At 74.3% G+C, this 23,833-nt stretch carries 22 protein-coding genes; 10 read left to right on the top strand and 12 right to left on the bottom strand.

Features of this window, described 5'->3' with window-relative positions:
- Positions 1 to 102: 102 nt before the first annotated feature.
- The 3 genes from ACT17Q_RS11360 to ACT17Q_RS11370 are packed head-to-tail and all read right to left on the bottom strand — an operon-like array spanning position 103 to position 3,121.
- The gene (locus tag ACT17Q_RS11360; RefSeq protein ID WP_268533795.1) at positions 103 to 1,035 is read right to left on the bottom strand and encodes a type II secretion system F family protein; all 933 of its coding nucleotides are present in this window, start codon (positions 1,033 to 1,035) and stop codon (positions 103 to 105) included.
- Entirely contained in the window at positions 1,032 to 1,892 is an 861-nt protein-coding gene (locus ACT17Q_RS11365) for a type II secretion system F family protein (RefSeq protein ID WP_094179542.1), read from the bottom strand. The genes ACT17Q_RS11360 and ACT17Q_RS11365 overlap by 4 nt, the downstream gene beginning before the upstream one ends.
- A gap of 2 nt (positions 1,893 to 1,894) precedes the next feature.
- Entirely contained in the window at positions 1,895 to 3,121 is a 1,227-nt protein-coding gene (locus tag ACT17Q_RS11370) for a CpaF family protein (RefSeq protein ID WP_094179541.1), read from the bottom strand.
- A 277-nt stretch (positions 3,122 to 3,398) separates the two neighbouring features.
- Between ACT17Q_RS11370 and ACT17Q_RS11375 the strand changes: the two genes are divergently transcribed.
- The gene (locus tag ACT17Q_RS11375; protein ID WP_444662512.1) at positions 3,399 to 4,340 is read left to right on the top strand and encodes an aldose 1-epimerase family protein; all 942 of its coding nucleotides are present in this window, start codon (positions 3,399 to 3,401) and stop codon (positions 4,338 to 4,340) included.
- A 92-nt stretch (positions 4,341 to 4,432) separates the two neighbouring features.
- On the opposite strand, the gene ACT17Q_RS11380 is transcribed toward ACT17Q_RS11375, so the two are convergent.
- The 3 genes from ACT17Q_RS11380 to ACT17Q_RS11390 all read right to left on the bottom strand — a co-directional run bounded on the left by ACT17Q_RS11380 (position 4,433) and on the right by ACT17Q_RS11390 (position 8,793).
- Positions 4,433 to 6,082 carry a D-alanyl-D-alanine carboxypeptidase family protein gene (locus ACT17Q_RS11380; RefSeq protein WP_444662514.1) on the bottom strand — a complete coding sequence of 550 codons (1,650 nt, stop codon included), beginning with the start codon at positions 6,080 to 6,082 and terminating at the stop codon, positions 4,433 to 4,435.
- Positions 6,083 to 6,388: 306 nt separating this feature from the next.
- On the bottom strand, positions 6,389 to 7,444 hold the full coding sequence (locus ACT17Q_RS11385; protein WP_268533803.1) for a hemolysin family protein: 1,056 nt from the start codon (positions 7,442 to 7,444) through the stop codon (positions 6,389 to 6,391).
- Complete coding sequence (locus ACT17Q_RS11390) at positions 7,441 to 8,793, bottom strand: hemolysin family protein (protein WP_198303559.1); 1,353 nt, start codon at positions 8,791 to 8,793, stop codon at positions 7,441 to 7,443. The genes ACT17Q_RS11385 and ACT17Q_RS11390 overlap by 4 nt, the downstream gene beginning before the upstream one ends.
- Positions 8,794 to 9,079: 286 nt before the next feature.
- On the opposite strand from ACT17Q_RS11390, the gene ACT17Q_RS11395 reads away from it, so the two are divergent.
- From ACT17Q_RS11395 to ACT17Q_RS11425, 7 genes are all read left to right on the top strand, one after another.
- On the top strand, positions 9,080 to 9,856 hold the full coding sequence (locus ACT17Q_RS11395) for a response regulator transcription factor (RefSeq protein ID WP_094179536.1): 777 nt from the start codon (positions 9,080 to 9,082) through the stop codon (positions 9,854 to 9,856).
- Between the two features lie 4 nt (positions 9,857 to 9,860).
- The gene (locus ACT17Q_RS11400; protein WP_444662517.1) at positions 9,861 to 10,979 is read left to right on the top strand and encodes a sensor histidine kinase; all 1,119 of its coding nucleotides are present in this window, start codon (positions 9,861 to 9,863) and stop codon (positions 10,977 to 10,979) included.
- 17 nt (positions 10,980 to 10,996) lie between these two features.
- A complete protein-coding gene (locus tag ACT17Q_RS11405; protein ID WP_444662518.1) occupies positions 10,997 to 12,019 on the top strand; it encodes an ABC transporter ATP-binding protein in 1,023 nt (340 codons plus the stop codon).
- On the top strand, positions 12,019 to 12,825 hold the full coding sequence (locus ACT17Q_RS11410) for an ABC transporter permease (protein WP_444662520.1): 807 nt from the start codon (positions 12,019 to 12,021) through the stop codon (positions 12,823 to 12,825). The genes ACT17Q_RS11405 and ACT17Q_RS11410 overlap by 1 nt, the downstream gene beginning before the upstream one ends.
- A gap of 374 nt (positions 12,826 to 13,199) precedes the next feature.
- Positions 13,200 to 17,057, top strand: coding sequence for a multifunctional oxoglutarate decarboxylase/oxoglutarate dehydrogenase thiamine pyrophosphate-binding subunit/dihydrolipoyllysine-residue succinyltransferase subunit (locus ACT17Q_RS11415; RefSeq protein WP_444662522.1), 3,858 nt, complete (start codon positions 13,200 to 13,202; stop codon positions 17,055 to 17,057).
- A gap of 91 nt (positions 17,058 to 17,148) precedes the next feature.
- Positions 17,149 to 17,337, top strand: a complete 189-nt coding sequence (locus ACT17Q_RS11420; RefSeq protein ID WP_141321671.1) for a hypothetical protein — start codon at positions 17,149 to 17,151, stop codon at positions 17,335 to 17,337.
- Positions 17,338 to 17,449: 112 nt separating this feature from the next.
- The gene (locus ACT17Q_RS11425) at positions 17,450 to 18,043 is read left to right on the top strand and encodes a GDSL-type esterase/lipase family protein (RefSeq protein ID WP_444662524.1); all 594 of its coding nucleotides are present in this window, start codon (positions 17,450 to 17,452) and stop codon (positions 18,041 to 18,043) included.
- A 77-nt stretch (positions 18,044 to 18,120) separates the two neighbouring features.
- Here the strand turns inward: ACT17Q_RS11425 and ACT17Q_RS11430 are convergent, their stop codons facing one another.
- The 3 genes from ACT17Q_RS11430 to ACT17Q_RS11440 form a co-directional block, all read right to left on the bottom strand.
- The gene (locus ACT17Q_RS11430) at positions 18,121 to 18,720 is read right to left on the bottom strand and encodes a PadR family transcriptional regulator (RefSeq protein WP_444665390.1); all 600 of its coding nucleotides are present in this window, start codon (positions 18,718 to 18,720) and stop codon (positions 18,121 to 18,123) included.
- Complete coding sequence (locus ACT17Q_RS11435) at positions 18,720 to 19,529, bottom strand: DUF4097 family beta strand repeat-containing protein (protein ID WP_094179529.1); 810 nt, start codon at positions 19,527 to 19,529, stop codon at positions 18,720 to 18,722. The genes ACT17Q_RS11430 and ACT17Q_RS11435 overlap by 1 nt, the downstream gene beginning before the upstream one ends.
- A gap of 113 nt (positions 19,530 to 19,642) precedes the next feature.
- Positions 19,643 to 20,731, bottom strand: a complete 1,089-nt coding sequence (locus ACT17Q_RS11440; protein WP_268533818.1) for a PilT/PilU family type 4a pilus ATPase — start codon at positions 20,729 to 20,731, stop codon at positions 19,643 to 19,645.
- A 165-nt stretch (positions 20,732 to 20,896) separates the two neighbouring features.
- Between ACT17Q_RS11440 and ACT17Q_RS11445 the strand changes: the two genes are divergently transcribed.
- Positions 20,897 to 20,971, top strand: coding sequence for a 50S ribosomal protein bL37 (locus ACT17Q_RS11445; RefSeq protein ID WP_118766687.1), 75 nt, complete (start codon positions 20,897 to 20,899; stop codon positions 20,969 to 20,971).
- A gap of 119 nt (positions 20,972 to 21,090) precedes the next feature.
- Here the strand turns inward: ACT17Q_RS11445 and rsrA are convergent, their stop codons facing one another.
- Complete coding sequence (gene rsrA, locus ACT17Q_RS11450) at positions 21,091 to 21,378, bottom strand: mycothiol system anti-sigma-R factor (RefSeq protein ID WP_444662527.1); 288 nt, start codon at positions 21,376 to 21,378, stop codon at positions 21,091 to 21,093.
- Complete coding sequence (locus ACT17Q_RS11455; RefSeq protein ID WP_444662529.1) at positions 21,378 to 22,253, bottom strand: sigma-70 family RNA polymerase sigma factor; 876 nt, start codon at positions 22,251 to 22,253, stop codon at positions 21,378 to 21,380. Before ACT17Q_RS11455 ends, rsrA begins: the two co-directional genes overlap by 1 nt.
- Positions 22,254 to 22,337: 84 nt before the next feature.
- On the opposite strand from ACT17Q_RS11455, the gene ACT17Q_RS11460 reads away from it, so the two are divergent.
- Positions 22,338 to 22,817, top strand: a complete 480-nt coding sequence (locus ACT17Q_RS11460; RefSeq protein WP_444662531.1) for a DoxX family protein — start codon at positions 22,338 to 22,340, stop codon at positions 22,815 to 22,817.
- A 128-nt stretch (positions 22,818 to 22,945) separates the two neighbouring features.
- On the opposite strand, the gene ACT17Q_RS11465 is transcribed toward ACT17Q_RS11460, so the two are convergent.
- Complete coding sequence (locus ACT17Q_RS11465; protein WP_444662533.1) at positions 22,946 to 23,803, bottom strand: hypothetical protein; 858 nt, start codon at positions 23,801 to 23,803, stop codon at positions 22,946 to 22,948.
- Between the last annotated feature and the right edge of the window lie 30 nt (positions 23,804 to 23,833).

Consider the following 23,833-nt stretch of genomic DNA (forward strand, 5'->3'; position numbering starts at 1 on the left):
GGGCCGGCCGCGGCGTCGTGGTCTGGTCGTGCCTGTCCGTCGTGCCGGCGTTCGTCGTGCCGGTGCTCGTCATGCCGGTGCTCGTGGTGCTCGTCGGGCGGTTCACAGGCCCACCTGCAGCACGACGGCACTGGGGAAGACCGCGAACAGGACGGTCACGGGGAGGATGAGGAAGACCACCGGGATCATCATCAGGACCTCCTTGCGACCGCCCGTCTCCATGAGCAGGCGGCGACCCTCCTCGCGCACGTCCTGCGCCTGGGCGCGCAGCACGTCGGCGAGGGGTGCCCCGCGCTCCACGGCGACGGCGACGCCCTCGGCGAAGCGCGTGAGCGCGGGGACGCCGGTCCGGTCCGCGAGGCCGTCGAGGGCCTGCACGAGCGGCAGCCCTGCACGCGCGTCGGCGAGCGTGCGCTCGAGCTCGACGCTGAGCTCGCCGTGCGTGCTGCGCGTGACGCGCTCGAGCGCGCCGAGCGCCCCCTCACCCGCGCCGACGGCGAGCGCCAGCAGCTCCGCGATGGTCGGCAGCTCCGCGACGATGCGCGACTCGCGCTCCCGGACGCTGCGGCCGAGCATCCAGTCGGGCGCGAGGACCCCGACGACACCGCACACGCCGACGAGCACGACCAGCGCGACGGTCTGCGAGCCGCGCGTCGCGGCGAGCACCAGCGCCAGTGCCAGGCCCGCGGCCAGCCCGAGGGCGCCCGCGACCACCTGGCCCGCACGGAACTGCTCGACGGACTCCGCGCGACCCGCGCGCTGCAGTCGACGCTGCAGCTCGGCCGTCGGCGAGCCGATCCGGGTCACGAGGCGCACGCCGTCGGACAGGACGGGTGCGAGCAGGCGCTCGAGGACCGGAACCGGCCCACGGACCGACGGCAGCCCGAGCAGTCCGGAGCCGGCGCGCCGCGGTCGCAGGTACGGGGCGAGACGTTGGTCGAGCGTGATCCGGCGGCCGCGCAGCCGCGCCACCACCACGAGCACACCGCACGCGGCGAGCAGGCCCGCGAGACCGCCCTGCACCGTCGGGCTCATCGCAGCACCCGCGGGTCCTCGGGCAGCCGCGCGACGCGGAGCATCAGCGTGTACGCGACGACCGTGCAGGTGGCGCCGGTGAGCAGCACCGCGAAGCCGGCGGGGCTGTCGTACGCGCCGGCCGCCTCGGTGCGCGTCGCGAGCAGCGCGAGGACGATCCACGGTGCCGCGACCGCGAGGCGCGCGGCGTACACGGTCCAGCTCTGGCGCGCCTCGAGCTCGCCGCGCGTGCGCACGTCGTCGCGCAGGAACCCGGACAGGGTGCGCAGCAGCCGGCCCAGGTCCGTGCCGCCGACGTCCCGGGTGATCCGCAGCGCCTCGATCACCCGGTCGGCCACGGGGTCGGCGAGCCGCGCCTTGAGCAGGTCGAGGCTCTCCGCGAACCGACCGGTCGCGCGGTAGTCCTCCCCGAAGGCGCGGAACGGTGCGCGCAGCTCCTCGGGTCCGCGCTCGCCGACCTGGGCCACGGCTTCGGGGAGCGCGAGGCCAGCACGGATACCGGAGGCGAGGTGGTCCACCACCTCGGGCCACAGCTGGCGCAGCCGCGACCGCCGGCGCCGGGCGCGCCCTCGCACGACCGCGAGCGGTGCCACCGCGGCGAACGCCGCGAAGAACAGCGCGACGGTGGGCACGCGCGTGAGCCCGATCGCGAGGACGAGCGTCACGATCCCGAGCACCGTGCTCGCGACCGCGAGCCCGCCGGGCGTCACGCCCTGGACCCCGGCCTGCACGAGGTCGTCCTGCAGTCGCGCACGCCACCGCCCGGAGCGGCCCTCACCCGAGGTCACCTGCGGCCAGAACGACCACCACACGCACCCGACGCCCGCGCCCAGCACGAGCCCCACGACCACGTCCACGCTCAGCCCCTCGCCCGCAGGAGGGCGGCGAGGTCGATCCCGAGCCGTGCGAAGCGCTCGGCGTGCGGCGGGAAGCCGTCGCCCCGCACGAGCCGGTCGTCACGCCACGCAAAGATCTCCGCGGTCTCGACGACGCCCTGCTCGGTGCGTCCCGGGATGCCGACGATCTCGCGCACACGCCGCCGCCCGCGCGAGTCGTGCCCCAGGTGCACGACGAGGTCGACGCACGACGCGACGGTCGGCACCACGAACCGGTCGGAGACGTTCTCGCCCGCGAGCAGCGGCAGCGTGCACAGCTTGGTCACGGCCTCGCGCGCCGAGTTGGCGTGGATCGTGCACATCGCGGGGACGCCCGCGTTGAGCGCGATGAGCAGGTCCAGCGCCTCGGCCTCGCGCACCTCGCCGACGAGCAGCCGGTCGGGGCGCATGCGCAGCGCCTCCTTGACGAGCCGCCGCAGCGGGATCTCGCCCGTGCCCTCGAGGTTGGGCTGGCGGCACTGCATCGCGACCCAGTCGCGCGCCGCGAGGCGCAGCTCGAAGACCTCCTCGCACGAGATGATGCGCTCGCGCACCGGCACGGCGCCCGACAGCGCGTTGAGCATCGTCGTCTTGCCCGCCTGCGTGGCCCCCGACACGAGGACGTTGAGGCCCGCGCGCACCGCGGCCGCGAGGAACGCCGCCGCGTCGGGCGGCAGCGAGCCGAGCACGACGAGGTCCTCGAGGTGGTCCGCGCGCACGACGTACTTGCGGATGTTGACCACCCAGTCCTTGCGGGTGATGTCCGGGATCACGGCGTGCAGCCGCTCCCCGCCCGGCAGGGTCGCGTCGACGAACGGGCTGGACAGGTCCAGCCGCCGCCCGGACACCTTGAGCATGCGCTCGACCAGCTCGCGGACCTCGACCGCCGTGAGGATCGTCGTCGTCAGCTCCGGCTCACCGCGCCGCGCGACGAACACCTGCTGGGGGTTGTTGATCCAGATCTCCTCGACCTCCGGGTCGTCGAGGTAGCGCTGCAGCGGCCCGAACCCGGCCACCGCGTCGAGCACGGCCTTGTGCGCGGCGGCGCCGTCGACGAGCGGCGGCACGACCCCGAGCACCGAGCGCGCGTCGTAGTCCGCGATCGCGTCCTGCACGAGCGACGTGATCCCCGGGCGGTCGCGCACCGGGTCGATGCCGCGCCGACGGATCAGCTCGCGCACCTCGCGCTCGAGGATCCCGAGCCCTTCCATGCTTCCCCCTGCGTCGTCGCCCGTTCCCGCTCGCCGGTCCTCACCCGGCCGACATGGCGACCGCAGCCGCCGTTTCGCCCGACATGTCCGGTCCGTCGAGGCATGCGCACCCTACGGGAGACGCCTCGCTCCCCGCAGTCGGTTGTCCACAGTGCGGGTGCGCACCACCCGATCGGGCGCCGAGCCCCGGCTCCCGGTGCCGTCCGCCGGCCGTTGCGCAGGCCCGTGCGGGCCGCCGGTCCCGGACGTGGTCCCCGGGTACGGCTACGGTGTGCACGTGACCAGCGCTGCCGACGACGTCCGCACCACCCCTTCCCCCTCGGGCACCCAGCACACCCTGCGGCACGGCGACCAGGTCGCCGTCGTCGCGGCGGTCGGCGCGAGCCTGCGCGAGTACCGCGTGGGCTCACGCGACGTGGTGCTCCCGTACTCCGAGGACGAGATCGCCCCCGCCTTCTCGGGCGCGGTGCTCGCCCCGTGGCCGAACCGCCTCGCGGACGGCCTGTACGGCTACGCCGGCGGGACGTACCAGGTACCGATCACCGAGCCGGACCGCCTGAACTCGCTGCACGGGCTCGTCGGCTTCACGCCGTTCACCCCGGCGCAGGAGCCCACGGACGATGCCGTCACGCTCACGACGACGATCGTCCCGAACCCCGGCTACCCATGGCCCGTCCGCATCGACGTGACGTACGCCCTGGCCGACGACGGTCTGACGGTCACGACGCGCGCGACGAACCTGGGCACGACGAGCGCGCCCTACGGGCTCGGGTTCCACCCGTGGCTGTCCCCGGGCGACGCGAGCGTCGACGAGTGCACGCTGCAGCTGGGCGCGGACCGCCACGTCACGGTGGACGAGCGCCTGCTGCCCACGGGCACCGAGGAGCTCGAGGGTCCCTTCGACCTGCGGGAGCCGCGGGTGCTGCGCGGTGTCGACCTGGACGACGCGTGGCTCGCCCCCGTCCGCGACGACGCGGGCCTCACGTGGGCGCGCCTGACGACCCCCGACGGCCGCACGACGGCGATGTGGGCCGACGAGGCGTTCACCGCGTGGCAGGTGTGCACGGGCGACCACGTGCCCGGCATCCGACGCCGCGGCGTCGCGGTCGAGCCGATGACCTGCATCGCCGACGCGTTCCGCACGGGCGACCTGCTGGTCGAGCTCGCGCCCGGCGCGCACCACGAGGCGCGCTGGGGGCTGCGCCTCGAGCAGGACTGACCTGCGGGTCCCTCGCGGCGGCGCGTCAGTCGCCCGCGAGGGGCCTTGCTAGGGCCCTCCGCATCGACCGCGCAGCGGGCCGCCGGGTGGCGTCAGCCGTAGTACTCGCCGTCGGCCTGGACGCCCTTGGTGTACTCCCAGTGCCAGCGCTCGAACGGGCCGGAACCGCCCGGGCGCGCCCACGCGGGGTTCTCGAACCCGTAGGTCCCGGCGTTCTCGTTGAGCCACGCCCAGCGCGTGCCGGTGGTCATCTGGCTGCAGAAGTCGATCGCCAGGCCCCAGCCGTGGTTGCTCTTGCCGGGGGCGGCGGCGAGACCGCCGCGCTTCGCCTTGACGGCGTACTGCTCCTGCAGCGTGCGGTAGCCGGACGCGATGCACATGTCGGCACCGAACCGTGCGACGTACACGGCGTTCAGCTCGGCCAGCGCGGACGCCGCGTCCGCGCGCATCTGCGTGTGGCCGTCCCACAGCGTGCACAGGTCCTTGCGGGCGAGCAGGCCGTTGGAGCCCGCCGCACGGGCCGACGAGTCGCACCCGGGGATCGGCTCGCGCGTCCAGTCACGGCTCGCGAGCTCGGCGCCGCGGGCCTCGAGGATCGCGGAGTCGACGGTCGACAGCGACGCCGGGGGCGAGTCGGACGACGACTGGCCGGTGAGCGCGAGGACCGTGCTCGGCAGCGTGCCGTGGTCGCTCGGAAGGCCCGAGAGCACCTCGGTGCTGCCGAACGTCCCGCGCCCGAGCGGGACGGCGACGGTCACGGCCGCGAGCGCACCGACCACGCCGAAGCGGACCGCGTGACGCGCGCTGCGGTTGAGCGCACGTGCGCCGGTGTGGACGCGCACGACACGGTCCGGCGCCGGGCGCTGGGCCGAGCGGGACGCGGGGCGGGAGTCGGCGGGGCGGGAGTCGGCAGGGCGGGAGTCGGCAGGACGGGTCTGCGCAGCGCGGCTCTCGACGACCGGCTCGGTGGCCTGCTCCGCGCCCGCGGCGCGCGCCGGGCTCTCCTCGGCGGGGGCCGCGGGTGCTGCGATGAACGCCCACGACGGTCCGATCGGGGCCGCGGGCACCGCGGGGCCGGACGCGGCCGGGACGGACCGGTAGTCGGGCTCGTCGAGGTCGTCGAGGATCGGGGGGGCCATCACGACCGTCTCGTCGAGCATCCGCGGCGCGGGGTTCGACGGGACGTGGTCCGCGGCGGGACGTGCGGGGCGCTCGGCCTCGGCGACCCGCACGACGCAGGCAGCGGGCGCGTGCTGCAGCGCGGTGGCGACGGGCTCGCGGGTGCCGACCTCGTGCGCTGCAGCGACGATTGCCTGCACGGGGACCGCGCGGGACGCGCCCGCCACGGCGGGGCCCGTGTGCGGCGGCGCCGAGGGTGCGGGACCGGAGGGTGCCGGACGTGCCGCGGCCGGTCGCGTCGTCGGGATCGCGGACGTGGCGGCGGCACGCGAGGCGGGCGGTGCGGGGCGTGCGACCGGGCGGTGGTCCGTGGGGACCCAGCTGGGTGTCTGCGCGCCTGCGGCGTCGGGCCCGGAGCCGGGCTCCGAGTGGCCGGTGGAGGGGCCGGGGGACGCGCCGCGCGGGTCCCAGGCCGAGTGCGCGACGCGCGCAGCGGGGGCGGTGGTCGGAGCCGACCGCTGGGCGGACTGCTCGCGCTCCGCACGCTCGGCTGCGGCCCGCTCGGCCTCACGGATCTGCCGCCGCGTCAGGGGTGCCGCGGCGGCGGCGTGAGACTCGACCACAGCACCTCCCGAGGACGTCCGGGGCGCCCGGAGGGCACCGCTTGCACGACTGTCGCCGGCTGCAGGTCTGCCCCGTGCCCTGCGACGTTGCCGGCGATCACGAAACCATAACGGCTCACCCGCGCCCGTCCAAGCCCCTGGACGCCCGTCCAGTCGATCGGACGAACGCGCTCCCACGCCCCCGTCCGCGACACGCCGCGCGACACGCCGTCGAGGGGCGCATCGCGCGGCGCACATGTCGGAAAGGGGCCGCCAAAGACGGACATACCTCGCAGGATCCGGCCACGTGTGAAGGTTCCGTGCGCGTCAGGAGACCGACCGCTGCCGCAGCGCACCGCGCTGCATCGCGTCCCGGACCTCCCCGACGAGCTCCTCGAGGATGTCCTCCAGGAAGACGACGCCGACGGCACGCCCGTCGTCGTCGACCCGCGCCAGGTGCGCGCCCGTGCGCTGCATCGCCGCGAGCGTCTCCTCGACCTCGTCGTCCGGCGCCACGACCGCGAGCGCGCGCACGCGCCACCGCGGCACGGGCACGTCGCGGTCGTCGTCCTCGGCGTACAGGACGTCCTTGAGGTGCAGGTACCCGACGAGCGTGCCGTCGTCGAGCACCGGGAACCGCGAGAAGCCGGTGCGCGCGACCAGGTGCTCGATATGCGCGGGCGTCGCGTCGGGATCGACGGTGACGAGCGCGTCGTGCGCGACCATGACCTCCTGCGCGGTGCGCCCCGAGAACTCGATCGCCCCCGCGAGCAGGCCCTGCTCGTCCTCCAGCAGGCCCTCGGCCTGGGAGCGCTCGACGATCGACTGGACCTCCTGCGCGGTGAACGCGGAGGACACCTCGTCCTTGGGCTCGACCCCGAACAGGCGCAGCACGTGGTTGGCGAGCCAGTTGAGCGCGCCGATCAGCGGCCGCACGACGCGCGCGACCATGACGAGCGGCGGGCCGAACCACAGCACCGCCCGGTCGGGGCCGGAGACCGCGAGGTTCTTGGGCACCATCTCGCCCAGCACGACGTGCAGGTACACGACGACGAGCAGCGCGAGGACGAACGCGATGGGGTGCGTCCACGCGGACGAGACGCCCATGGCGTGCAGCGGGTCCTCGATGAGGTGCGCGATCGCGGGCTCCGCGACCACGCCGAGGCTCGTCGAGCACACGGTGATGCCGAGCTGCGCGCACGCGAGCATGAGCGACACGTTCTCCATCGCCCACAGCACGGTGCGCGCGCGCCGGTCGCCGGCCTGCGCACGCGGCTCGATCGACGAGCGCCGCGCGGAGATGATGGCGAACTCGGCGCCGACGAAGAACGCGTTCGCGGCGAGCAGCAGGACGGCGACGACGAGCGCGAGGGTGCTGTTCATCGCGCACCCCGTCCCGCGGCGCCGGCGGCGCCGGGCTCGTCGGCGTCGTCGTCGGGCTCCGTCCACACGTGCACGCGCTCCACGCGCCGCCCGGCCATCCGCTCGACCTCGAGGCGCACGTGCCCGACGGCGACGACGTCCCCGACCTCCGGGATGCGGCCCAGCCGCGCCATCATGAGCCCGCCGAGCGTCTCGTACGGTCCCTCGTCGGGGACGACGAGGCCGGTGCGCTCCGTCAGCTCGTCGGGCCGGGTGACACCGGGCAGGTGCCAGGACCCGTCGGCCGAGCGCGCCACCCCGGCGCGCGTGCGGTCGTGCTCGTCGGCGACCTCACCGACGAGCTCCTCGACGACGTCCTCGAGCGTCACGACGCCCGACGTGCCGCCGTACTCGTCGACGACGACGGCCATCTGCATGCCGTGGCCGCGCAGCTCGACGAGCAGCGGACCGAGGTGCACGGTCTCGGGCACGCTCGGCGCGTCGTCCATGAGCGCCGCGGCGGGTACCTCGCCGCGACGCTCGAACGGCACCCCGACGGCGCGGCGCAGGTGCACGAGCCCGACGATGTCGTCGCTGCCCTCCCCCAGCACCGGGAACCGCGAGTGACCGGTGCGACGCGCGAGGGCGACGACGTCGAGCGCCGAGTCCTCGCGCCGCACCGCGACCATGCGCTGACGGTCGGTCATGACGTCGACGGCGGTGAGCGTCTCGAACTCCAGCGAGTTGGTCAGCAACCGCGCGGTCGACTGCTCGAGCGTGCCGACCTCGGCGGAGCGGCGCACCAGGGCCGCGAGCTCCTGCGGCGAGCGACCGCCGGAGAGCTCCTCGCGCGGCTCCACGCCCATGCGGCGCAGCAGCCAGTTGGCGCTGCCGTTGAAGAACGCGATGACGGGCCGCAGCGCACGCGTGAACCCGCGCTGCAGCGGCGCGACCGCGCGGGCGGTCGCGAGCGGGTTGGCGATCGCGAAGTTCTTGGGGATGAGCTCGCCGACCAGCATCGAGAACCCGTTGACGAGGATCACGGCCGCCACGACCGCGACCGCGGTCGCGGCCGTCGCGCTCAGCACACCGTCGCCGAGCCAGCCGGAGAACAGGCGTTGCACCGCGGGCTGCGTCGTGTAGCCGAGCAGCACCGTGGTCGCGGTGATGCCGACCTGCGCGCCGGACAGCTCGGTCGACAGGCCGCGCAGCGCCTTGAGGACGGACTGCCCGCGCCGGTCGTCGGGCCGCGTCTGCTTCGCGACGACGCCCGGGTCGAGCGTGACGAGCGAGAACTCGCCCGCGACGAACAGCGCGGTGCCGAGCGTGAGCACGACGCCGAGCACGACCAGGAGCCACTCGGTCAGCACGGGCACCCCCGCCGGGGTGCGCGCCGTCGCGGGCCCCGGCAGCCGCCGGGCGCGTGGACGTGGTGGGGGTGGCGCCCGCGGGCGGCACCGGGTCTCAGGTGGGGGCCGGCATCGTCGGACCCGTCCGCCGCCTGCTCCGCGGGTGCGGTCTGCCGGTGCTGGACCGGTGCAGGGGTGAGGGTGGGACGCCGGCAGCTACTTGAGCTGCTCATAGTGGCGACATCATACGGGTGCGTCCCGCCGCGTGCCGAGGCCACGGCCGGGGGTGCTGTGCCACTCTGGGCACATGACGACGCTGGGGAGTGCGAGCAGCGCGGCGGTGAAGGCCGCACCGACGAAGGTGCTGGTCGTCGAGGACGAGCCGGCGATCGCGCAGGCGATCGTGCGACGCCTGTCGGCCGAGGGCTGGAGCGTCGAGGCCGTCGGTGACGGCCTCGCGGGCGTGGAGGCCGCGGCACGGCTGGTGCCCGACGTCATCGTGCTCGACGTGATGCTGCCGGGCATCGACGGGCTCGAGGTGTGCCGCCGCGTGCAGGCCGCACGTCCGGTCCCCGTCCTCATGCTGACGGCGCGCGACGACGAGACGGACATGCTCATCGGGCTCGGCGTCGGCGCCGACGACTACATGACGAAGCCGTTCTCGATGCGCGAGCTCGTGGCCCGCACGAAGGCGCTGCTGCGGCGCACCGAGCGCGCGGCGCGCGTGGTGGAGCTGCAGGCGGCCGACGCCCCCGCTCCCCCGCTCGTGATCGGCGACGTCACGGTGGACAAGGCGCAGCGGCGCGTGCTGCGCCACGGCGACGAGGTCCACCTCACGCCCACCGAGTTCGACCTGCTCGTCGCGCTGGCCTCGTCGCCGCGCACGGTGCTGACGCGCGAGCGGCTGCTCGCGGAGGTGTGGGACTGGGTCGACGCGAGCGGCACCCGCACGGTCGACTCGCACGTCAAGGCGCTGCGTCGCAAGCTCGGCGCGGACCTCATCCGCACGGTGCACGGCGTGGGCTACGCGTTCGAGCCCGCGGACGGCACGCAGGCCGGTGCGTCCGAGGGCGCCGGCGCCTGACACGATGAGCAGCGCGCGCGCCGCGGCGCGACCCCACCCCCGGCACGGCCGCGGGGCCGCCGTGCGGTCCCGCCTGCCCGACGTGCGCCCGCTCGACCGGTTCCGGTCGATCAAGATCAAGCTGGGCGTGCTCGTCGCGGCGACCGTCACGATGGCGTCGTTCATCACCTGGATCGGGCTCTCGTACGAGCTGGGCCCGTCACGCACGTTCCCGCTCGCGATCGTCATCTCGCTCGCGCTCACCCAGCTCCTGGCGCGCGGGATGACGTCGCCGCTGCGCGAGATGACGCACGCCGCCCGGGCGATGGCGGCGGGCGACTACACGCAGCGCGTGCGCGCGACGAGCGCCGACGAGGTGGGCCAGCTCGCCGAGGCGTTCAACACGATGGCCGACGACCTGCAGCAGTCGGACACGTTCCGCCGCGAGCTCGTCGCGAACGTGTCGCACGAGCTGCGCACGCCGGTGACCGCGCTGCAGGCCGAGCTGGAGAACATCGTCGACGGCGTGACGCCCGCCGACCCGGCGACGATGGAGGCGGCGCTCGCGCAGACCGAGCGCCTGGGCCGGCTCGTGGCGAACCTGCTGGACCTGTCCCGGCTCGAGGCGGGCGATGCGCCGCTGCAGCTGACGCGCCTGCGCCTGCAGGACTTCCTGCGCGAGGCGGCGGACGCGGCCGCGCTCGTCGGGGCGTCGAAGAACCTGCGGTTCGTGGTCGACGTCGAGCCCGAGGACCTCACGGTCGACGGTGACCCCGAGCGCCTGCACCAGGTGGTCGCGAACCTGCTGCACAACGCGGTGCGCCACTCGCCGCGCGACGACGAGGTGCGGCTCGTCGCCCGCCGGGTCGGCCCGGACGTGCGGATCGACGTCGTGGACCACGGGCCGGGGATCTCGCGCGCGGAGCGCGCGCACGTGTTCGAGCGGTTCGTGCGGGGCAACACGCCGGCGACCGGTCAGGTGTCGACGGGCGGCACGGGCCTGGGTCTGGCGATCGTGCGCTGGGCGGTCGAGCTGCACGGCGGCACCATCGAGGTCGCGGACGTGGCCGACGGGTGCACGATGCGCGTCACGCTGCCGGGCGGGCGACCCGCCACGGGAAACGCTTTGTTCTACCGCAACTAGAACTGTAGGTTGACGACATGCAGCCTGGCCCCACCAGCACACCGACGAGCACCTCGACGCCGGACGACGACCGGACGGTCCGCGTCGAGCACCTCACCAAGACGTTCGGCTCCGGTCCCCACGCCGTGCGCGCGGTCGACGACCTCAGCTTCGAGGTGCGCCCGGGCCGCGTCACCGGCTTCCTGGGCCCCAACGGCGCCGGCAAGACCACGACCCTGCGCATGCTGCTCGGCCTCGTGTCCCCGACCAGCGGCACCGCGACGGTCGGCGGCCGCCGGTACGCCGAGATCGCCCGCCCCGCGCACGTCGTCGGCGCGGCGCTCGAAGCCGCGAGCTTCCACCCCGGCCGCACGGCCCGCGACCACCTGCGCGTGTTCGCGCCTCAGGTCGGGGTGCCCGACACGCGCGCCGACGAGGTCCTCGCGCTCGTCGGACTGTCCGCGGTCGCGCAGCGCCGGGTCGGCGGGTTCTCGCTCGGCATGCGCCAGCGGCTCGCGCTCGCGACCACGCTCCTGGGCGACCCGCCCGTGCTCCTGCTCGACGAGCCCGCGAACGGCCTCGACCCCGAAGGCATCGCGTGGCTGCGCGGCTTCCTGCGCGCGCTCGCGCACGAGGGCCGCACCGTGCTGGTGTCGAGCCACGTGCTGTCCGAGGTCGAGCAGACCGTCGACGACGTCGTGATCATCGCCCGAGGGCGGCTCGTGCACGCGTCGCCGCTGGGCGAGCTCGCGCGCCTCGCGCGCCGGCGCGTCGAGGTGGCCTCGCCCGACGCGGCGGCGCTCGACGCGCTCGTCGCGGCCGGCGGGTGGGCGGTCGACGACGTCCGGCGCGGACCGGACGGCGCGACGTACGTCCTGCTCGACGTGGACACGCCCGCGGTCGGCGCGGCCGCGTTCGGCACGGGTGTCGAGCTGCACCGTCTCCAGGCCCGCGACGTCGGGCTCGAGGACGTGTTCCTCCAGCTCACCGCCCCGCCACCCGGCGCGGCGCAGCCACCGGCCGGCGCACCGGCGCCCGCTCGCCTGGACGGGGCCGCCTGATGCGCGCCGCGGTGGTGGCCGAGTACCGCAAGCTCGTCACGACGCGCCTGTGGTGGATCCTCCTGCTCACGATGGTCGTCTACATGGCGTTCATCGCGGGCGCGATGGGCTGGGTGCTGAGCCAGGGCCAGGCGACGAGCGGCACGGGCGACGAGGTCACGCTCTCGCCCCAGGAGGTCGTGCGCACGGTCTACACGATCGCCGTCTCGCTCGGGTACGTGTTCCCGCTCGTCGTCGGCGGCCTGTCGTACCCCTCCGAGGTGCGGCACAGCACGCTCACCCCGACCTACCTGTCCGAGCCGCGCCGCGGTGTGGTCCTCGGCGCGAAGCTCCTCTCGGGCGGCGCGCTCGGCCTCGTGTACGGCCTAGCCGGCACGCTCGCGTGCGTCGCGGCGGGCGGCGGCGTGCTGGCGCTGCTCGGCGAGCCGACGTTCCTCGGCGAGGCGAGCACGTGGCGCACGCTGGGCCTGTCGACGCTCGCGCTCGCGCTGTGGGCGCTGCTCGGCGTGGCGGTCGGGACGGTCGTCACCAGCCAGGTCGCGGTGGTCGTCGGCGCGCTGGCGTTCACGCAGTTCGTCGAGCCGATCGCGCGCGTCGCGCTGGGCCAGACCGCGTGGGGCGGCGACGTCGCGGCGTACCTGCCGGGCGCTGCGGGCGAGGCGATCTCGGGCGGGTCGTTCTACGCCTCGTCCGGCATGACCGGGGGTCTGCTCACGGCGTGGCAGGGGCTGCTCGTGATGCTCGCGTACGTCGCGGTCCTGTCGCTGGTCGGGCGCGCGACGACGCTGCGCCGCGACATCACCTGACGGCGCGCGCGGCGGCGGCCGGGTGCACATCGGACGCCCGTCCACATCGTGAGATGAGCGGGCGTGGACGTGTCGCGGTTCACCCGGACGGACCACGGTCGGCGACGTGACCTGCAGCAGGCAGGTTCCTACCGGTGCGAGGGCCGTGCACGGCGCTCCTTCGCCTCCGGGAGGAGCGGCCTTGCCCTGCACGACGGCGCGCCATTGCCCGTCGTTGACCCGCACCCCGGGACGCCGTCCGCGCGGGGTCCGACGAGGGCTCACGGCGGCGGGCCACCGGCGGGCCGAAGGTCCCGGAACACGTAATGTTGTCATCGACAGAACCGGCGTCGACGCGGTCCTGCGGGGCCGCAGCGGAAGTGGGCGATCCTCGCGTGTCCCAGAAGGCGGAGCCTGACTCGATCCGTGCCGTATTCGGCGCGAACGAGTGGCTCGTGGACGAGCTGTACGAGCAGTACCTCCAGGACAAGAACGCGGTGGACCCCGCGTGGTGGGACTTCTTCGAGGGGTACAAGCCCGACGAGAGGTCGCACGACCGGGCGGCGAACGGGGTGACGAGCAACGGCGGGGCCGCCGCCGCGGCACCGCCCGCCGACCGGAAGCCCCAGCCGGCGGCACCGGCCCCCGCGGCCGCACCCGCCCAGTCGTCGGCACAGTCGTCGGCACAAGCGTCGGCACAGCCGTCCGCGCAGGCCGCCGCGCAGGCGTCGGCGCAGGTGGCCGCGCAGGCCGCGGCGCGTGCGGTCCCCGCGCAGCCCGCCACCGCGGACGGGGCCTCCCCCGTGGCGACCGCGCAGCCCGCGACAGCGCCGTACGCGTCGGTCGCGCAGAAGCCGTCGCGCGCCGAGGGCCCCGAGGCGACGGACGACGTGCAGAAGCTGCGCGGCCCCGCCGCGCGCGTCGTCACCAACATGGAGTCGTCGCTCGAGGTCCCGACCGCCACGTCGGTGCGCGCCGTCCCGGCCAAGCTGATGGTCGACAACCGCATCGTCGTGAACAACCACCTGCAGCGCGGGCGCGGCGGCAAGATCTCGTTCACGCACCTCATCGGGTTCGCCCTCGTCGAGGCGCTCAAGGACATGCCGGCGATGAACGCGGCGTACACGCTCGTCGACGGCAAGCCCGGCGTCACGCAGCCCGCGCACGTCAACCTGGGTCTCGCGATCGACCTCGCCAAGCCGGACGGCACGCGCCAGCTCCTGGTGCCCTCGATCAAGAAGGCCGAGACCCTCGACTTCGCGCAGTTCTGGAGCGCGTACGAGGACGTCGTGCGGCGCGCCCGCGCGGGCAGGCTCACGGTCGACGACTTCGCGGGCACGACGATCTCGCTCACCAACCCCGGCACCATCGGCACGGTCCACTCCGTGCCGCGCCTCATGCAGGGGCAGGGCGCCATCATCGGCGTCGGCGCGATGGAGTACCCGGCGGAGTTCCAGGGGACGTCCGACGACCGGCTCAACGCGCTCGGCGTCTCGCGCGTGCTCACGATCACCAGCACGTACGACCACCGCATCATCCAGGGCGCGCAGTCGGGCGACTTCCTGCGCATCTTGTCGCGCAAGCTCCTCGGCGAGGACGGCTTCTACGACCGCGTGTTCGCGGCGCTGCGGGTCCCCTACGAGCCCGTGCGCTGGGTGCGCGACACCCCGAGCGACCCGGACGCCGAGGCCGCCAAGCCCGCGCGCATCGCGGAGCTCATCCACGCGTACCGCTCCCGCGGCCACCTCATGGCCGACACCGACCCGCTCGCCTACCGCCAGCGCAAGCACCCGGACCTGGACATCCAGAACCACGGGCTCACGCTGTGGGACCTGGATCGCACGTTCCCCACGGGCGGCTTCACGGGCCGGTCGCGCGAGACGCTGCGCAACATCCTGGGGCTGCTGCGCGACTCGTACTGCCGCACCACGGGCGTCGAGTACATGCACCTGCAGGACCCGCGGCAGCGCCGCTGGCTGCAGGAGCGGCTCGAGTCGGGCTGGGCGCGCACGCCGCGCGAGGACCAGCTGCGCGTCCTGCGCCGCCTCAACGCGGCCGAGGCGTTCGAGACCTTCCTGCAGACGAAGTACGTGGGCCAGAAGCGGTTCTCGCTCGAGGGCGGCGAGTCGGTCATCCCGCTGCTCGACGCGATCCTGTCGCGCGCGGCCGACTCGGGCCTCGACGAGGTCGCGATCGGCATGGCGCACCGCGGTCGGCTCAACGTGCTCGCGAACATCGCCGGCAAGTCGTACGCGCAGATCTTCAGCGAGTTCGAGGGCAACCAGGACCCGAAGTCGGTCCAGGGCTCGGGCGACGTGAAGTACCACCTCGGCACCGAGGGCGTGTTCACGGCCGAGTCGGGTGCGACGACGAAGGTGTACCTCGCCGCGAACCCGTCGCACCTCGAGGCGGTCGACCCGGTGCTCGAGGGCATCGTGCGCGCCAAGCAGGACCGCATCGACCTGGGTGGCGACGGGTTCTCCGTGCTGCCGATCCTCGTGCACGGCGACGCGGCGTTCGCGGGGCAGGGCGTGGTCTTCGAGACGCTCAACCTCGCGCAGCTGCGCGGGTACCGCACGGGCGGCACGATCCACGTCATCATCAACAACCAGGTCGGGTTCACCACGGGCCCGTCGTCGTCGCGCTCGTCGCAGTACGCGACGGACGTCGTCAAGGGCCTGCAGGTTCCGGTGTTCCACGTGAACGGCGACGACCCGGAGGCCGTCGTGCGCGCCGCGGAGCTCGCGTTCGAGTACCGCGAGCAGTTCGACCGCGACGTGGTGATCGACATGCTGTGCTACCGCCGCCGCGGGCACAACGAGGGCGACGACCCGTCGATGACGCAGCCGCTCATGTACAACCTCATCGAGGCGAAGCGCTCGGTGCGCAAGCTGTACACCGAGACGCTGGTGGCGCGCGGCGACATCACGATCGACGAGGCGGAGCAGGCCCTGCGCGACTACCAGTCGCAGCTCGAGCGCGTGTTCGCCGAGACGCGCGAGGACGGCTGGGCGGCCGCGGCGCCCACCGCCGAGGCCGTGGCCGGCCTCGAGCGTCCCGAGTCGCAGCTCGAGGACGCGGGCGTCATGGTCGGCTGGCAGACGGCCGTCCCGGCTTCGGTGCTCGAGCGGATCGGGCAGGCGCACGTGCGCCCGCCCGAGGGCTTCACCGTCCACCCCAAGCTCCAGCAGCTGCTCGAGAAGCGCGAGGCGATGTCGCGCGAGGGCGGGATCGACTGGGGCTTCGGCGAGATCCTCGCGTTCGGCTCGCTGCTCGTCGAGGGCACGCCCGTGCGCCTCGCGGGGCAGGACTCGCGCCGCGGCACGTTCGTGCAGCGGCACGCGGTGCTGCACGACCGTGAGACGGGTGCGGAGTGGACGCCGCTGCTGTACCTGTCGGGCGACCAGGCCAAGTTCTGGGTGTACGACTCGTCGCTCTCGGAGTACGCGTGCCTCGGCTTCGAGTACGGCTACTCGGTCGAGCGCCCCGACGCGCTCGTGCTGTGGGAGGCGCAGTTCGGCGACTTCGTGAACGGCGCGCAGACCGTGATCGACGAGTTCATCTCGTCGGCCGAGCAGAAGTGGGCGCAGCGCTCGTCCGTCGTGCTGCTGCTCCCCCACGGCTACGAGGGCCAGGGGCCGGACCACTCGTCGGCGCGCATCGAGCGGTTCCTGCAGCTCGCGGCGCAGGAGAACATGGTCATCGCGCAGCCGTCGACCCCCGCGTCGTACTTCCACCTGCTGCGCCGCCAGGCGTACGCGCGGCCGCGCAAGCCGCTGGTGGTGTTCACGCCGAAGTCCATGCTGCGGCTGAAGTCGGCGTCCTCGCCGGTCGCGGACTTCACGACCGGCACGTGGCGGCCCGCGATCCGCGACGAGCTCGCGGAGGCCAAGGCCGGGCAGGTCACACGCGTCCTGCTGTGCTCGGGCAAGGTGTACTGGGACCTGCTCGCGCACCGCGTGAAGTCCGGCGACGAGCAGACCGCGATCGTCCGCCTCGAGCAGCTCTACCCGCTCGACGAGGCGTCGATCTCCACGGCGCTCGCGCCGTTCGACGGCGCGGAGCTCGTGTGGGTGCAGGACGAGCCGCACAACCAGGGCCCGTGGCCGTACCTGTCGATGCACCTCCCGCAGCTGCTGGGCCGCCCGCTGCGTGCGGTGTCGCGGCCGGAGTCGGCGTCGCCGGCGACCGGTACCGCCAAGAAGCACCAGGCGCAGCAGGCGACGCTCGTCGAGGAGGCGTTCGCGCGCTGAGCCCGGCGCGAGCCGCGTCCACGGACGACGAGAGCCCCGACCCTGCGTGCCGGGGCGGGGCTCTCGTCGCGCTGGGTCAGGAGACGTCCTCGTGGCGCTCAGGTCGTGGTCGACGACGAGCCCGAACGCACCGCTGCTCCTGCTGGTGGCGCTGGCCGTCTGGACGGCGTTCCGCCTCGCGTTCCTGCTCCGCCGCGACGGCCTCGGCTCGCGGCGACCCCCGGCGTCCCGGACCTCCTGGTCGGACACCGCACACGGCCTGCCCAGCCACCCGTTCTGACCCGGTTCGCCGCCGGGCGCTCCCCACAGGTCCGCGACTCGCCCGTCGTTCTCGCCGTGCCACGCCTCCCGCGCTGGGAGGATGAGCGCCGGCACGACGGACAGGAGGACCCGTGGGAGAGCTACGGCTCGTGGTGGTCGGCGACGAGCTCGTCGCGGGCGCCGGCGACCCCAAGGCGCTCGGCTGGGTCGGGCGCGTCGCCGCCCGCACCCGTACGGACGACCGGCTCACGGTCCTGACGCTCGCCGTCCCGGGCGAGACGACGACCGAGCTCGGTCACCGCTGGGAGGACGAGGTCGCGCGCCGGCTCACGCCCGACGTCGACACGCGCCTGGTCATCGGCCTCGGCCGCCACGACCTGGGCGCGGGCCTCTCGCTCGCCCGCAGCCGCCTCAACCTGGCCAACGTCCTGGACGTCGCCGAGCAGCGGCGGCTGCCCGCGTTCGTCGTCGGACCGCCGCCGGGCGCGGCTACGGACGGCGACCGGCTCGCGGAGCTGTCGGCCGCGTTCGGCGACGTCGCGACCCGCCGCCGGGTGCCCTACGTCGACACCTACGCGCCGCTGGCCGCGCACGAGCAGTGGCTCGCCGACCTGGCCTCCGGCGACGGGCTCCTGCCCGGGCAGGCCGGGTACGGGCTCATGGCCTGGCTCGTCCTGCACACGGGCTGGCACACCTGGCTCGGGCTCCCGGACGACGCGGCCTGACGCGAGCACCGCGAGCGACAGCAGGAGCAGCGGTGCGGGCCGCCAGCCCGCGGGCAGCACGGCCGCACGGCCGCACCTCACCGCAGCGTCGAGCGCACCGCGGCCAACGCGGTGTCGAGCACGGTCCGCAGCGTGTCGACCGTGAGCCGCTCGACCTGCCCCGCCGCGTCCGCGCGCCGCAGCTCGGCGCGCACCTCGTCCCGGAACCGCGAGAGGAGCTGCTCGGCCTCGACCCGGTGCACGTGCGACGACGCGTGCTGGTCGGCGTGCGGCGCCTGGCCCGCCTGGTCGCGCGCCTGCTGCGCCGCCACGGCGAGGTCGGCCCGCAGGCCGTGCATCGTGCCGCGCACGTCCTCGCGGACCTGCGACGCGCGCTCGCGCACCGTCTCGGCGATGCCCTGCTCGAGGTCGGCCAGGTCCCCGCGCCGCGCCTGGAGCTCGGCATACCCGGCCTCCGTGAGCGCGTAGGTGCTCTTGCGCTCCTCGTCGTACCGGGTGACCAGCCCCTCCTCTTCGAGGCGGGCGAGACGCGGGTAGATCGTGCCCGCGCTCGGGCGGTACGTGCCCCCGAACCGGTCAGAGAGCGCCGTGATGAGCTCGTAGCCGTGCTTGGGCCCCGACTCGAGCAGCGAGAGCAGGTACAGGCGCAGCTGGCCGTGCGCGAACACCGGCGCCATCATCGGGCCACCTCGCCGCGCAGCACCGTCACGTGGCCGCTCACCGTGCTCGCCGAGACGTAGCACGCGCCGTCGCCGGTCGCGAGGTCCACGCGGCGCTGCCCGGCGCTCGAGCCCTTGTGCTCCTCGCCGTCGACGACGAGGCGGCCCGAGATCGAGTGCGCCTTGACGTGCAGGCCCTTGCCCTCCGGCAGCCGGACCGTGACGTCGCCCGAGACGGTCGTGGCGGTGACCGACGACGAGCCCGTCGTCACGTCGAGCGACAGCGCGCCCGAGACCGTGTTGGCCTGGACGAGCGACAGCTCGCCGGACGCCGCGAGCTCACCCGAGACGGAGTTGAGCTTGATCGGCCCGCCGTGGTCGCGCACGACGACCTCGCCCGAGACGGTGTTGGCGGACAGGCGGCCGCGCGTGCCGTCGGTGACGAGCGAGCCGGAGACCGTCGAGACCGACGAGTCCTCGAGCACGCCCACGAGCAGGCCGTCGGCGCTGACCGTGCCGAGCTTCGTGGCGACCGACCGCGGGATCGCGATGTGCACGTCGGCACGGTCCTTGTCCCGGAAGTTGCGGAACTTCTCGAGGAAGCCGTCCCACCCGGTGAGCGTGAAGCTGTAGCCCAGACGCAGCTCGCCGTCGGCCAGCCCGATCTCGAGCGGGCGGCCGTCGACGGAGTGCACCTCGATGCGCGCGCCCGGCTCGTCGTGCGCGACGACGTCGACGCGTCCTCCGACGAGCTGCACCCGCAGCGACGTGACGTTCTCGACCTCGATGATCTGCGGGCCGGCGACGACCCAGGACTCGGTGGCCATGAGAGCACTCCCCTTCGCGATATATCTTGTCGAGCAGTCACGCTATATCGCGTTTCTGCCGCGGTCAAGACATATCGCGTCTCACGCCGACCGGAGCCCGGCCGGCGCAGCGGTCACGTGACGATGCCGGCGGCGCGCAGCTCGACCGTGAGGTCGTGCGGGCTCGTGGACGCCCCGATGGCCTCCTCGTACGTGATCTCGCCGTCCCGCACCATGCGGAACAGGTGCTGGTCGAACGTCTGCATCTTGTAGTAGTCGCCCTCGCGGATGAGGTCCACCAGCGGCGCGCTGTTCTGCGGGTCGAGGATCGCCTCGGCCGTGCGGCCCGTGTTGACCATGACCTCCACAGCGGCACGCCGGCCCGAGCCGTCCGCCTTGCGCACCAGGCGCTGGGACACGACACCGCGCAACGCCTGCGAGAGCGCGACGCGCACCTGCTTCTGCTCGTGCAGCGGGAAGAAGTCGACGATGCGGTTGATGGTCTCGGGGGCGTCGATCGTGTGCAGCGTGGACAGCACGAGGTGGCCGGTCTCGGCCGCGGACAGCGCCGCTCGCACGGTCTCGATGTCACGCATCTCGCCGACGAGGATCACGTCCGGGTCCTGGCGCATCGCGGCGCGCAGCGCGACCGTGAAGTCCGCGGTGTCCTGGCGCACCTCGCGCTGCGAGACGATCGCCTTCTTGTCCTGGTGCAGGATCTCGATCGGGTCCTCGATCGTGACGATGTTGACCTCGCGGTAGCTGTTGATGAGGTCGACCATCGACGCGAGCGTCGTGGTCTTGCCGGACCCGGTCGGGCCGGTCACCAGCACCAGCCCGCGCGGCTCGAGCGCGAGCTCGCCCACGACCTCGGGGATCCCGAGCTCACCCAGCGGCTGGGCGCCCACCGCGACGCGCCGGAACACCAGCCCGTACGTGCCGCGCGCCTGGTACGCGTTGACGCGGAACCGGCCCACACCCGACAGCGAGTACGCGAAGTCCGCCTCGTGCGACTCGCGGAACGTCTGCACCAGGTCGTCGGGCAGGACCTCCTCGAGCATCGCCTCGGTGTCGCGCGGGGTGAGGTCGGGCACCTGCAGCTTGCGCAGCCGGCCGTCGACCCGCACGCGGGGGGCGGAGCCCACCTTGCAGTGCAGGTCGGAGCCGCCCGTGCTGGCCAGGGCGTGCAGGAACGGGATGACGGACTGCGTGGGCGCGCTCACGAGGGATGTCATCGGTCCGCCGCCCGAGCGACTTGAGAGGTACGTACCGTCCCGCGCGCCGCGGACCGGCGCCCGTCCGAGGCGTGCGCACGCGTCCGGGAGCACCCCGGGGATGTGGGACGATGGCATGCAACTCCGCGACCGAGGCCGACGAAGGGAAGCCCCATGAGCAAGCGTGGCCGCAAGCGCCGCTCCCGCGCCGGGAGCGCGGCGAACCACGGCAAGCGCCCCAACGCCTGAGCGCACGCTCAGCAGGGTCGCCGCCGACGCACCCGTACGAAGGCCCCGCACACCGACAGGTGGCGGGGCCTTCGTCGTGCGTGCCGTGCGGCTGCGGATGCCCGACGGCCGCGGACGTCCTAGGCCTGCGTGATCCGGATGGTCGTGAGCGTCGCGCGGATGCGCGCGTGCAGCTCGGCGGGCGCCACGTCCTCCTCCTGCCAGCAGCGGCGCACGAGCTTCTTCACGACGAGCTCGACGTCGTGCTCGCTGAGGCAGCCCGAGCAGCCCTCGAGGTGCGCCTTGACGCGCTGCGCCTCGACGGGCTCCAGCTCGGAGTCCAGGTACGCCCACAGCTCCGAGACCGCCTCGTCGCAGTCGCAGCCCGTGGACGACACCCGCGGCTCGGTCCAGTCGCTCCCGGTCATCACTCGCCCTCCTTCGACGAGCCGTGCACCGCGGGCACCAGCCCGCGCTCCCGCGCGTAGTCCGCGAGCAGCTCACGCAGCTGACCGCGGCCACGGTGCAGGCGGGACATCACGGTCCCGATCGGCGTCCCCATGATCTCGGCGATCTCCTTGTACGCGAAGCCCTCGACGTCCGCGAGGTAGACCGCGATCCGGAACTCCTCCGGGATGCGCTGCAGCGCGTCCTTCACGTCCGAGTCCGGCAGGTGGTCGAGCGCCTCGGCCTCCGCCGAGCGCAGGCCGCTCGACGTGTGCGACGCAGCCCGCGCGAGCTGCCAGTCCTCGATCTCCTCGGCGTGCGACTGCTGCGGCTCGCGCTGCTTCTTGCGGTAGGTGTTGATGTAGGTGTTCGTCAGGATCCGGTACAGCCACGCCTTGAGGTTCGTCCCCGGCTTGTACTGGTGGAACGCGGCGAACGCCTTCGTGAACGTCTCCTGGACCAGGTCCTCGGCGTCGGCCGGGTTGCGCGTCATGCGCAGCGCGGCGCCGTACAGCTGGTCGAGGTACACGAGCGCGTCCTGCTCGAACCGTGCGGCACGTGCGGTCTCGTCCTCGGCGTCGGGCGCGCGCGAGCCGCCCTCGGGCATCGGCTCGATGTCCGGGATCGCCGTGTCGGCCGGCTGGGGGTCGGGCGTCTCGTCGCTCATCGGGGCCGAGCCTATGCCCGCCACCCGTGCGTCACCGGCCGACGGTCGCGGTACGGACAGCGCGGCGACGAGGGTCGCGAGCGCACCCAGTGCGCCGCGGCCCGGCACGGGCGCACCGGCGGGGTGGCCGACGACCGCTGCGGCTGGCTCGGGGGCTCGCCCCGTGGCGGGCTCGGCGACACAGGTCATGGTGGGCGCAACACGCGCGGGCGGCGCGCGATTCCCGCGCGCAGTAGCGTGGGGACGACCGCTGACCGACGAGAAGGGGTCACCGTGCTGCTCCGCCGGATCGCCCGCCCGCTGTTCGCCTCGTGGTTCCTGACCGAGGGGGTCGACGCGCTGCGCTCCCCCGCGACGCACGTCGCCGCGGCCCGGGCGGCGGTCGACCGGGTCGGGAAGGCCGCGCCGGGCGCGCGCGTGGACGTGACCGACGAGCAGCTCACCGCGCTGGTCCGGGCGCACGGCGCGGCGGTCACGCTGGCCGCGGTCGCGCTCGCGGCCGGCAAGGCGCCCCGCACCGCCGCGCTCGCGCTCGCCGGGCTGACCGCGCCGCTCGTCCTGGTGAACCTGCCGGACCGCGCCGAGCGCACCCCGCACCAGAAGCGGGCGCGCCGGGACCGTCTGGTGCGCTCGCTCGCGTTCGCCGCGGGGGCGGTGCTCGTCGCCGCCGACCGCGAGGGACGGCCCGGTCTGCGGTGGCGCCTCGAGGACGCGCACGAGCGCCGGGTCGCGGCGAGGGCCGACGAGGCCTGACCCGCCGAGGTCCTGGCACGCCGAGGTCCTGGCACGCCGAGGTCCTGGCACGCCGAGACGCCCGGACCGTCCCGGCCGGTCGGACGGGACGGTCGGACGGGACGGTCCGGCGTCAGTGCGTCACTGCGTCACTGCGCGCGAGCCGTCAGCACGACCTCGTCGCCGACCGTGACGCGCACGTCCGCGAGGCGGATGCCCGCGGGCAGCTCGGACACGAGGTCGAACCGGCGCCCGTCGTAGCGCTCGACGCGGCTGCGCGCCGCGACCAGCAGCGCCGCGACCACCGGGTTGCGGCTCGTGACGCGCACGTCACGCAGCGTGACGCCCAGCGCGTCGTCGACGACCGCGGTCATGCCGGCCTCGACCGTGGCGGACAGCAGGGTCTTCTTGACCTGGGCCTCGACGGTGACGGCGACGCCGTTGTCGCCGGCCGGGGCGAGCCGGACGTCGAGCCGCGCGAGCGTGAGGCCGTTGGCGGCGGCGAGCTGCGCCGCGACGCGCTCGGCGGCCGCCTGGATCGCGCGCGCCGGCACCGTGAGGCGGGCGGAGCCGGTCACCGGGCTCGACGCGTCCGGCTCGACCCACGCGAGGCCCACCCCGCCGTCGGCGGTCTCGACCCACTCGAACGGCACCCCGGCGGCCTCGACCACGACGTCGACGGCCGCACCCACGACCGTGACCGGGTGCGCCTCGACGCGCAGCTTGCCCACGGTGCCGCGCTCGCGCGCCACGGGGTCCGGCGTACCCGCGGCGGCGCGCGACGCGCGCGCCTCGCGCGGCGAGACCGTGACGCCCGTGAGGTCGACGTCGAGCGTCGGGACGTCCGAGCCGGCGACGCTCGCCGCCACGCGCAGGTGCTCGGCGGACGCGGGCTCGACGCCCGCGGACGTGGTGAGCGCGGTGCGCAGGCGGGCGGTCAGGTCGTCGTCCGTGGCGGGGCGCGGAGCGGGACCGAGAGGGAGAATGTCCTGATTCTGCGTGTTCACGGCGTGAGCCTAGACCGTCCGTCCGGCTGC

Origin of the sequence: Cellulomonas sp. CW35, assembly GCF_052378485.1 — a bacterium.
In the GTDB taxonomy this organism is placed as follows: Bacteria; Actinomycetota; Actinomycetes; order Actinomycetales; family Cellulomonadaceae; genus Cellulomonas; species Cellulomonas uda.